The organism is Pseudobacillus sp. FSL P4-0506 (assembly GCF_038003025.1).
Lineage (GTDB): Bacteria > Bacillota > Bacilli > Bacillales > Domibacillaceae > Pseudobacillus.
In genome coordinates, this window is sequence record NZ_JBBOOI010000002.1 from 357,197 (window position 1) to 368,312 (window position 11,116).

The window sequence follows — 11,116 nt, forward strand, 5'->3', positions numbered from 1 at the left end:
CCCCTTTTTTGTAATAAATTATCATAAGCTGATCAAACGAAGATCATACTAGTTACATGAAGTTCTTGCTATTCGGAGAGGAGATGAAGATACATGCTTAAAAAAGTAATCAAATGGATGTTAATCCTAGACTCCATGATTTTCATTTTATACGGAGGCGTTCTAGGCTTACATATCATGTTTTATTCAAATGTGCATTTGCCTGTATTAGAAGCTTGGAAAAGTATGCTTCTTTGTTTTGGAAATGGTTTATTATTTCAGCATATTGCTGTGCATTTGGACAACAACAAAGAACTGCTAGAAAACCAAGAAAAAAACGAAAAATATTAAGCCTGAAGGGCGTATTATATCCATGAAAATATTCAAGTATATCTTTCTTTTTGTTGGTTTTCTTTGCTGGTTTTCGATTCTCTATTGTTGGTGCGCTACAGAAATATTCCCCTGGATTCTCCGGTTTTTTAAATAGAGATTTATCCTACATCTTTAAAAAATATGACCGGAACCTTGTATGGAATTGTGACATAAAGTAAAAAGAGATCCACTTTTCATGTGTGGGATAATCTCGCTCACAAAACAAAGAACACACTTGTCACTTGCATTTCCCTACTCCTTGATTTCTGAATAAAGTTCATTCCTATGTGGCAGGATGAATGTTAGGAAGCCACACCAGGAGCTCTTTCCTCTTATGGCCGGAAAAAACCGCCTGTCCACCAAGACACCGTGCGGTTTTTCTCATTGTAAAGCTCATTATTCACCCCAAAAAAGCCCGGTTATCACCGGGGTCTTTTGGGGTACTTTCAAGTAACAACCGGATAGAATGATCACTAGGAAGATTAAAACAATCCGAAAACTTTAGCTTCCCTTAATTTAATACATGGTTTACTTTTATTTTAGTAATCCAAACAACATAGACAATACGATATATCGTGAAATTCATTAAGCGCTTTATGTTCGTTGAGCTTAAAATCAATTATGTAAAGGCTCGAAGGCCCTTTAATGAAAAACATATATATTTTGCACAATTTTAGAAGAAATTTTGATTAAAAGCTCCCCAAAAAATCGACTAAACCTCCAGTTCTTTTATAGAGAAGAACAACCGGTCTCCTGAACAGCAGGAGCTCTTAGAACCTCGCAAGGGACTAAAAGCAGTTGAGGATGGAAAATGATATTTTAAAACAAGCCGCACTGATCATGGAACCAATCAGCTTAGGCAAATGAATTGAAATGTGAGTTTCAGCAGACGGAAGAGAAAAAATTGTCGTCAGTAACTTAACATACGTCAAAGTCAAAAACAAATGGCATTACGTATGTATCCTTGTCGACCTCTTTAACCACGAAATCATCGGATTTAGTACAGGACTAAACAAAGATGCAAACCTTGTCGTACAGGCTTTTTCTTCCATTCAAAGTGATCTGTGGGACATTCAGCTATTCCACACTGATCGTGGTAGCGAATTTAAAAACCAGCTCATTGATAAAACGCTAGCAACCTTCCAGATTGGCCGCTCTTTAAGCATGAAAGGCTGTCTATATGATAATACGGTGACAGAAGCCACGTTTAAAATTATTAAAACGGAATCTGTCCGACAAATAAAGCTTGATAATTTAGAGCATCTTACACTTGGATTCAGTGACTATGTCAACTTGTTTAACAAGCTAAGAATTCATGGGGCACTAGGCCATGTAAGCCTGATTGAATACAAACAAACGGCTGTCCCTTAAAAAAGTTGTCTGATCTAGTGTTGACGATCCACATGTACAGTCCCCAAAGTGATGCTACTTGTAAAGAAGTAAGGGAATTACTTTTCTTATTACCGTTAGATTTATTCATAATAGTCTCCCAGACATTTTTATTTTACTCTTTTTCATCATTAAGTAATTTATTCACTTTATATTACTGCTTTAAATATTTATAAAAAAATCATTTGACTCCACAACTAAGTTTGCCTAACTCAAGTTTCAATTATATAGACCCTTGTTTTCCAAGAGAAAATTTACCGTAACATTTTTTATAGAATTAGCAGATAACGTATAATCTTTTAATTGTTGTGGTTTAACCCCATCATGGAAAAGTATATTTTTTAGATTATATACGTCAATTTCCTTATCAATTCCATTCAGATAAGTGGACCTTATTTCTTTTTTAATCTGTTTTGTTACCAATTCTTCTATTTTTTTTGAGGAAAAGTCTTCTTCCAAATCTGTTAATTCTCCTTTTGCATCAACATGTATGTTAAAATGGAAATTCCCACCATCCTTAACTACATTTATTTTTACAGATGGTGACGTTATTCTTACAACCCCTTTTATTTCATTGTCCTCAATAATATTTACTGGTGTATTTTTAGTATTTGTTTGCGTCCATCTAAGACCAATAAGCTCTTCATACGACATCCACTCTTTATAGCTTCCTTCACTCACAGGAAAAGCCCCATTTATTTTCAGGGTGTTTTTAGTCTTTGGTTCTGTAGTAGATTCCTTCCAATCGGTTTCGTCAATAGAAATAGAAGGCAGCAAAGCTGTCCCTCCTGGTTCGTTATAAATCGAAGCAAATTTATGCAATCGCATAGGTTTTATATAAGAATATTGATGGTATGTATCTGTTGGCTTATACAAGATCGTATATATTGGAGGGAGTTGAAAAAAACCAGTAGAGCTAAGTATTTCTTCAATTGACTCTTTTGTCCCGAACATCCACGGTGTATAACGAAATTCTCCATTTTTCTTCAAGGATTCCTCCACTTTTTTTATACCTTTTTCCAAAACAGACTCTGTATAGATAATCGTTCCTATATGTGACCAGTTCATTGTTTGTTGGGATGTTCGATATAAATCGAAAATAGCATCATTAATTGTACGACCTGAGCCATTGCCTATATATAGTGGTACGGGTTGTCCCATTTTGCCACCTTCCGTTTTAGCTACATTGGAAAAGTCAAGAATTTGAACATAAATTATATATTTTTCATCTTTATAGTCAATTGCTATTGTTGTGGCGTAATTGACTTCACCAATTTCGCGTTCATCCCAGCACCCTGTTAAAATCAATAATACCAATGCTAATAGTAGCGTTATTATTAATTGTTTCATTTTTTTTCATCTCCCTGACGGTCAGTATCATTTGTGTCAAGGATCTTTGCGCGTTCATCTTGTTGAACAACTGGATATTTCAGTAAAGATTTAGAGAAATCGCTTTTTACATATGGTGAGACTGGACTTAAATAAGGAACACCAAATGATTCTAGCTTCGCAAGGTAGCCAAGTGTTAGATAGACACTAATAAAAAAGCCAAACAATCCTAGAGCAGAAGAAAGAAGAATGGAAAAGAATCGCATAATTGAAACTGTACCATAAAGAGCCTGATTACCAAGTGTAAAGGTTGAAACAGCTGTAATTGCAGAAATAACTAACATAGTTGGAGACGTTAAACCTGCTCTAATTGCTGCATCACCTACGATTAATCCACCTACAACTGCTACGGTTTGCCCAACTGCTTTTGGCAATCGGACACCTGCTTCGCGAAATAACTCAAATAGACTAAGCATTAATAATACTTCTACTGTTGTATTAAAGGGTATACCTAGCCTGGAAGATGATATTGTTGCAAGTAACGGTAATGGAATTTGGTCTACATTAAATGCAGATAACGAAACCCAAAAAGCTGGTAAAAACAAAGCCAACATCAAGCCCAAAAGTCTAAGTAAAAGTTCAAAAGAGGCATAGTAATATGGTGTATGTTCGTCCTCAGCAGTATGGAGAAGTAATCCCAAATTTGCTGGTGCAACTAATACATTTGGGACATTATCAATAAAAATAGCAAATCTGCCTCTAACTAGGCTGCTGACAACACCATCTGGACGAGATACAGATTGCATTAATGGAAAAAGAGAGTAATTAGAACCACCAAGAATTTCCAGTAATTGATTGTCGCTGTTTACAATATCTATATCAATACTATTTAAACGATGAGTAACTTCTTTAATCATCTTATTATTTTGTATATCTGTTATATATACTAATCGAACTTGCGTTTTACTTCTTTTACCAAGAGTAAAAGACTTTGTTACCAGAGAATTTGATTTAAGTCGTTTCCTTACTAAAGCAATGTTTGTACTCAAATCTTCAACAAAAGCGTCTCTTGGACCACGCAAAGATACCTCGGTATGGGATTCTTCAGGTGATCGTTTTGGTGGACTGGATGTATTAAAGAAATATAAATTTTCAGTAATCAGTATTGCTGTATAGCCATTGAAGATTTTTTCTTGAAGCTTATTATCAATATTTATTTCATGCTTACGCAATGTAATGCGTTCAGAACAATTTATGTTATCTACACCTTTTAGTCCATCGCGGTAGTATTTGTTTTGAATGTCTGGAAGTATACTATTTATTAATAATTTGTGTTCAATTAACCCATTGCAGTAAATGATAAGGATTTGTTCCTTTTTTTTATTTCCGTATAGGTGTTGTTTCTCAATAGATACATCTGTTGAATGTCGGAAAAGATTCGTAATATATTCTTCATCTATTTGATAATTATTTCTTCTCATTTGTAGACACCCTATTCGTTGAAGTTTTAATTAAATAAGCAAAAAAAACTGTGATAAAAACACCAAAAAAGATACTTCCAAAGTAGTAAAAACGGGATAAAAAAATAAAGAACTCCTCATTTGAAATAGGTAACACAATAACAATTAGATAGATAACACAAATAAAGGCCTGAATATAAAAGCGATGTTTTTTCTTTTTTATGTCAAAGGGCTGTGTAATCATATATAAAATCATACTGATACGGATAAATGTACCAGATAACCATTGATAAATGGATAAAAAATCTAGGTGATTAAAATAATTACCTATCCCTAAGATACGCCACTGAGAAAACGCAGGATATCTCAACTTCCCTGCTTCTTCTACTCCAAAGGTTGAAATACTGCCAAGTAATGGTCCGACTGTTAGAATGCATAAAAAAGTGATAAGCAATAAAATGTGTAAAAATCTCAGTTTTCTATCGACGTGATGCTGTAAAAATATCAGCAATATTATTTCGATGGCTGAACCAAATGCAAAAAATGAACCATGAAACACTTCCTTCCACCCATTTTCAACTAATACAGGTGTAATAAGTTTATAGTTTTTATCAGGAGTGGTACCAATTGCGACAAACAAACCAAATATAATAACTAATGGAAGTACAACACCTGCGCAAATGGCGATTACATTTATCTTACCGTATGAAATATAAATGGATGCTGTCAAAATGAATAGAGATATTACTACTACCGGTGTATTAAACAAAAAAGTTTCATTTATCCACAATACCGTTTCTTTTAAGGTAATAAAACCAGTTATGGACAAATAAATAACCAATAAAAAAGCAATCGTTCGACTAAGCAATTTGGAATATGTAGATGATATCCATTCAAAAATAGATACTGATTGAAATTTTCTAGTAACATACAGTAATAATAACGAGAACAAAAGGGTTACTACATAACTAATAATTACACTTATCCATGCATCACGACCTGCAGCATCAATTAAAAACGGGATTATAATGACATGATTAGTTAACCCTATGCTTAATATAAAGATTGAAAAAAGCTGTGGGATGTTGATTTTTGTCATTCCACAATCCCTCCATTAAACCTATTTATAATATTGTCTTTCCAAAAACAACTCATAGTATTCATATTTTTCATATTACTCTAGAGACATTCTTAACTTAAATAAGTTTTATTAGTATGCTTTTTAAAATATTAAGTATGGTTTAACTTGATTATTATGAAATTAAACTGTATGTAAAGACTATTATCTGGAGTGGAGTTAGTATAGTTTCATGGACACAGTTTAATTAAGTCCTTACAATTATTTTGAGAGGATGTGTCCGAATTGGAACGTAAGCCTGCAGGTAAAAAATATAATGATGACTTTAAGAAAACAATTGTGGATTTATATCATTCCGGTAGCTCAGTTAAAGAGTTAAGCAGCGAATATGGCGTATCAGAAGTAACGATTTATAAATGGTTGAAAGATTTTACCCCCATCAGTTCGGAGAAAGAGGCCCTGACACCGAAAGAGTTAGCGGATATTCAGAAAGAAAACCTTCGGTTAAAACAGGAAGTAGAAATCTTAAAAAAGGCTATGGCCATATTCGCGAAAAAGTAACCGAAGCAGAGCTTAATGATTTTATCGAGGAACACAAAGATCAATACCCTATCCAGAAAATGTGCGAAGTACTGGCCGTGCCAAGAAGTAGCTACTATGATTCCCTTGAAAAAACAACTTCAAAGCGTGCGATAGAAAACCGGGAACTCACGAAGGAAATCCGACGGATTCACCTGGAAAGTAAGGCTCGTTATGGCGCTCCAAAAATTCATAAAACCTTATTAAACAGAGGGTTTTTCCTAAGCCTAAAGCGCGTCCAGCGCCTAATGAAAAAGGCCGACATCCGTTCGATTACCAAGAAGAAGTATCGTTCCTATCCCTCAAAGGAAAAGGTCGTGCAGCTGGACAACCTTTTAAAGCGAGACTTCTCTACCTGCACAATCAATGAAAAATGGGTGGCGGATATTACCTATATCCCTACGGCAAGAGATGGCTGGTGCTATTTGGCCTCTGTATTGGATCTGCATTCGAAAAAAATCGTTGGCTATTCTTTTTCTCGTTCTATGACATCAGAATTGGTAATCGAAGCACTTCAAAATGCCTGTTTTTCTCAAAAGCCCCGAAAGGGCTTAATTCTTCATACCGATCTTGGCTCACAATATACCAGCAGTAAGTTTACTCGGCATGTTCAAAAACAAAGAATCAAGCAATCTTTCAGCCGGAAAGGCTGTCCTTATGATAATGCCTGTATAGAGTCGTTTCACGCTATATTAAAGAAAGAAGAAGTGTATCATACGCAATACACGGACTATCTAGCTGCAAAGCTGGCCATATTTCAGTTTATAGAAGGCTGGTATAACCGAAAGAGAATTCACAGCAGCATTGACTATCAAACGCCTCAAGCCATTGAGGATCAAGTTAGAAGAACAGCTTAAGACTTAACTTTTTTGTGTCCAAATTATTGACTCAAATCCAAAAATATATAATAAAAAGGAGAAAAAATGTCTGTTAACGAAAAATTATTTAAAATTGTTAATAATAAAGCTTTTATGGCAATTTTCTTTGGGTGGCTAATGACAGGGTTTTCGCAATTATATAACCGTCAATATTTTAAAGCTTTACTTTTTTTAATTCCTAATTTTATCAACAACCAATTGGGTCATTTAAATGAAGCAATTCTATACTCCTTTTACGGTGAGATTGATAAATCTCAAGCTTTGTTGGATTTTCAATGGATTTTATACTACCCAGCTTTTTTTACTGCTTCTCATTGTGATGGGTATAGGGAAGGGTATAAGAAGCAATATCTAAGTTCAATGCCTACTTCTCATTACCTTCCATTTATTTTATCTGGGATGTGTTCAACAGTCGGGATTATTATAGGGGCTAAACATGTCCCAGGACCAATATTTTTAGGTTTATGCGGATATTTTTTAGGTGGAATATTAGGAATAATTTTAATAAAAAAGTCAAATGATTATTAAGTGGGTTCCTGCCGACAAAATGCAGATTTCCTTCTTCAACTAAAAGCACTTATCACAGTAGCTTCCAATGGAAGAAGGAATAATTCCCCAAAACTTGCGGGAGTTTAATAAAAGATTTCTTATAAATCAAAATACGATTGATTAGATGACTGGATAATACTGCTCATACCGTGGATTACAATAATATGGTGGTCTAGGTCCAATTTTAGGCATTTGCCAAGGATGAGAGTTGAAATCGTATAACATTTCAATCTTTTCATTAGAGTGATCCACCAACAAAAACCTTACTTCTGGATTATAATAATGCAAAGTGATAACCTCCCTAGAGTTTTCTTTTTCCTTCACCTTATTCAACTTTTCAAAGTATTGAGCCCGTACTAACGATAGTGTTTAGCAAATTAACTTGACCATGCACTTTATTAGCCCATACAACATAAAGTAACCGAAGAATGGTTATTTCGAGGAGGAGCACTATGTCACAAGATCATCAAAAATATCAACAAAACACAAATGAGCAAGGTTATCCAATGTATCCAAACTACGGGAAAATAACACGATATGAAGACATTCCAATTACTGTGCCAGAACAACGTCAGCTTCGCCAGCCTGGTGTAGAAAAGCTGATGGTTCCAAGGCCTATTATTGAAAATCCCAATTATAAGGGAAGCGGAAAACTGGTAGGAAAGGTCGCACTTATCACAGGCGGTGACAGTGGAATTGGTGCAGCAATCGCCATCGCGTTTGCTAAAGAAGGAGCTGATGTTGCCATTTCTTATTTAGACGAACACGAGGATGCGAACCGAACAAAAAGGAGAATTGAAGAGGTTGGACAACGTTGTTTGTTATTGTCAGGTGACTTGCGAGACAAACAACAGTGTATCGCCATTGTGGAACAAACAGTAAATACGTTCGGGCGTCTCGATATCCTCTGTAACCATGTTGGTATCCAGTTTCAACAATTAAGCCTGCTAGATATTACCGATGAGCAATTTGATGATACCTTTAAGGTAAATATCTACTCACACTTCTACACAACTCGAGCAGCACTTCCGTATCTAAAAGCAGGTAGTTCAATAATAAATACAGCTTCTGTTGTGGCGTATATTGGGAATAAACAATTGATTGATTATACAGCGACTAAAGCGGCTATTGTTGGTTTCACCCGTGCTTTAGCAAACAACCTTATAGATAAAGGCATACGGGTAAACGCGGTTGCTCCTGGAAGGATATGGACACCTCTCATACCAGCAAGTTTCTCTGCGGACCAGGTTACACTTGTTGAAAATCCAATGCAACGTCAAGGTCAGCCCTTTGAACTTGCCCCTACGTATGTTTATCTTGCTTCCGACGATTCGCGTTTCGTGACAGGTCAAACAGTTCATGTTAACGGAGGGGAATGGACGTCATCCTAATTAAAGGTGTCTGTCCAACTGTTAAAATTAAGCTATTGAAGGAGGAAAAAAATGCATTCAATTTAATTAGTTCTGGATGCAAAAGCTGAACTTAGTAAGGGGCCGAGTTGGGATTCACGCGGAAAAGTGCTGTACTGGGTAGAGTGTACAAGGCAAAAGTTGCATGTATATAGTCCATCGAAGAATAAACATACGATCTTTGACAGCGGACAGTATATTGGCTCAGTTGTTCCGAGAAAATCGGATGGCGTTGTGATCACATTAAAACATGGGTTTTATGTTTATGAATTCGAAACAGGGAATATGACATTTATCGGGGCTGTCGAGTTGCATAAGCCAAGCAAACGATTTAATGACGGAAAATGCGACGCGGCTGGACGTTTCTGAGCGGGTACTACGAGTCATGACTCGACTCTGAATGTCGGAGCTCTTTAGTGCCTGGAGACTGATTGGAGAATCAAAAAGGTGTTAGACAATGTCACTATTTCGAATGGTATCACTTGGAGTCCTGACAATTCAACGATGTACTATATCAATTCACCGACAAAGAAGGAATGCTTTGGGTTGCGATATGGAACGGTAGTGCTGTAACAAGGTGGAATCCAAAAACAGGTAAGCTTCTTGAAATTGTTAATGTTCCTGCAACTCACACAACCTCTTACGTATTTGGCGGTGATGATTTGCATGAACTCTATATTCCCTCTGCTCGGATCGGTTTGAAAGAAAGGATATTGGCGAAGGAATCTTATACTGGCGGCTTATTTGTTGTCAATACCCAAAGTAAGAGGTCTTCCAACATATGCCTTTGGAGGGTAAGTAGGGTTTTTCATGCTATGTCCTCTTATCTATATTTATATTAAGGTTTTGTTTAAATACATGTAGTGTTCATTAAACCCTTAAGAAAACTTGATTACTGGATTTGAGTCAATAATTTGGACACAAAAAAGTTAAGTCTTAAGCTGTTCTTCTACTTGATCCTCAATGGCTTGAGGCGTTTGATAGTCAATGCTGCTGTGAATTCTCTTTCGGTTATACCAGCCTTCTATAAACTGAAATATGGCCAGCTTTGCAGCTAGATAGTCCGTGTATTGCGTATGATACACTTCTTCTTTCTTTAATATAGCGTGAAACGACTCTATACAGGCATTATCATAAGGACAGCCTTTCCGGCTGAAAGATTGCTTGATTCTTTGTTTTTGAACATGCCGAGTAAACTTACTGCTGGTATATTGTGAGCCAAGATCGGTATGAAGAATTAAGCCCTTTCGGGGCTTTTGGGAAAAACAGGCATTTTGAAGTGCTTCGATTACCAATTCTGATGTCATAGAACGAGAAAAAGAATAGCCAACGATTTTTTTCGAATGCAGATCCAATACAGAGGCCAAATAGCACCAGCCATCTCTTGCCGTAGGGATATAGGTAATATCCGCCACCCATTTTTCATTGATTGTGCAGGTAGAGAAGTCTCGCTTTAAAAGGTTGTCCAGCTGCACGACCTTTTCCTTTGAGGGATAGGAACGATACTTCTTCTTGGTAATCGAACGGATGTCGGCCTTTTTCATTAGGCGCTGGACGCGCTTTAGGCTTAGGAAAAACCCTCTGTTTAATAAGGTTTTATGAATTTTTGGAGCGCCATAACGAGCCTTACTTTCCAGGTGAATCCGTCGGATTTCCTTCGTGAGTTCCCGGTTTTCTATCGCACGCTTTGAAGTTGTTTTTTCAAGGGAATCATAGTAGCTACTTCTTGGCACGGCCAGTACTTCGCACATTTTCTGGATAGGGTATTGATCTTTGTGTTCCTCGATAAAATCATTAAGCTCTGCTTCGGTTACTTTTTCGCGAATATGGCCATAGCCTTTTTTAAGATTTCTACTTCCTGTTTTAACCGAAGGTTTTCTTTCTGAATATCCGCTAACTCTTTCGGTGTCAGGGCCTCTTTCTCCGAACTGATGGGGGTAAAATCTTTCAACCATTTATAAATCGTTACTTCTGATACGCCATATTCGCTGCTTAACTCTTTAACTGAGCTACCGGAATGATATAAATCCACAATTGTTTTCTTAAAGTCATCATTATATTTTTTACCTGCAGGCTTACGTTCCAATTCGGACA

General features: G+C 36.3%; 9 protein-coding genes and 2 pseudogenes. 7 read left to right on the forward strand and 4 right to left on the reverse strand.

Annotated features, from left to right (window positions below; translation table 11 throughout):
* Positions 1-93: 93 nt before the first annotated feature.
* The 3 genes and pseudogenes from MKZ02_RS23845 to MKZ02_RS23850 all read left to right on the forward strand — a co-directional run bounded on the left by MKZ02_RS23845 (position 94) and on the right by MKZ02_RS23850 (position 1,722).
* A complete protein-coding gene (locus tag MKZ02_RS23845; RefSeq protein ID WP_340856908.1) occupies positions 94-330 on the forward strand; it encodes a hypothetical protein in 237 nt (78 codons plus the stop codon).
* 924 nt (positions 331-1,254) lie between these two features.
* Positions 1,255-1,509 (forward strand): annotated as a pseudogene (locus MKZ02_RS24045) (DDE-type integrase/transposase/recombinase); the annotation flags it as partial.
* A 6-nt stretch (positions 1,510-1,515) separates the two neighbouring features.
* Positions 1,516-1,722: an IS3 family transposase gene (locus MKZ02_RS23850; RefSeq protein WP_340856910.1), complete on the forward strand. Its 207-nt coding sequence runs from the start codon at positions 1,516-1,518 to the stop codon at positions 1,720-1,722.
* A 237-nt stretch (positions 1,723-1,959) separates the two neighbouring features.
* Here the strand turns inward: MKZ02_RS23850 and MKZ02_RS23855 are convergent, their stop codons facing one another.
* The 3 genes from MKZ02_RS23855 to MKZ02_RS23865 are packed head-to-tail and all read right to left on the reverse strand — an operon-like array spanning position 1,960 to position 5,628.
* Positions 1,960-3,090, reverse strand: a complete 1,131-nt coding sequence (locus MKZ02_RS23855) for a Ger(x)C family spore germination protein (RefSeq protein ID WP_340856911.1) — start codon at positions 3,088-3,090, stop codon at positions 1,960-1,962.
* Positions 3,087-4,550: a spore germination protein gene (locus MKZ02_RS23860; RefSeq protein WP_340856913.1), complete on the reverse strand. Its 1,464-nt coding sequence runs from the start codon at positions 4,548-4,550 to the stop codon at positions 3,087-3,089. Before MKZ02_RS23860 ends, MKZ02_RS23855 begins: the two co-directional genes overlap by 4 nt.
* Positions 4,537-5,628, reverse strand: a complete 1,092-nt coding sequence (locus tag MKZ02_RS23865; protein ID WP_340856914.1) for a GerAB/ArcD/ProY family transporter — start codon at positions 5,626-5,628, stop codon at positions 4,537-4,539. Before MKZ02_RS23865 ends, MKZ02_RS23860 begins: the two co-directional genes overlap by 14 nt.
* A 264-nt stretch (positions 5,629-5,892) precedes the next feature.
* Here MKZ02_RS23865 and MKZ02_RS23870 point away from each other — a divergent pair.
* The 4 genes and pseudogenes from MKZ02_RS23870 (at position 5,893) to MKZ02_RS23885 (ending at position 9,864) form a co-directional block, all read left to right on the forward strand.
* A protein-coding gene (locus tag MKZ02_RS23870; RefSeq protein WP_445324346.1) for an IS3 family transposase occupies positions 5,893-7,043 on the forward strand; the annotation gives its coding sequence in 2 pieces (ribosomal slippage) (positions 5,893-6,130 and positions 6,130-7,043; 1,152 coding nt in all).
* 66 nt (positions 7,044-7,109) lie between these two features.
* Positions 7,110-7,592 (forward strand): hypothetical protein, encoded by a 483-nt coding sequence (locus tag MKZ02_RS23875; protein ID WP_340856919.1) that lies wholly within the window; start codon positions 7,110-7,112, stop codon positions 7,590-7,592.
* Positions 7,593-8,065: 473 nt separating this feature from the next.
* Positions 8,066-9,004, forward strand: a complete 939-nt coding sequence (locus MKZ02_RS23880) for an SDR family oxidoreductase (protein WP_340856920.1) — start codon at positions 8,066-8,068, stop codon at positions 9,002-9,004.
* Between the two features lie 126 nt (positions 9,005-9,130).
* Positions 9,131-9,864, forward strand: a pseudogene (locus tag MKZ02_RS23885) (SMP-30/gluconolactonase/LRE family protein).
* An 87-nt stretch (positions 9,865-9,951) separates the two neighbouring features.
* Here MKZ02_RS23885 and MKZ02_RS23890 read toward each other — a convergent pair.
* A protein-coding gene (locus MKZ02_RS23890) for an IS3 family transposase (RefSeq protein ID WP_340856945.1) occupies positions 9,952-11,108 on the reverse strand; the annotation gives its coding sequence in 2 pieces (ribosomal slippage) (positions 9,952-10,859 and positions 10,859-11,108; 1,158 coding nt in all).
* Between the last annotated feature and the right edge of the window lie 8 nt (positions 11,109-11,116).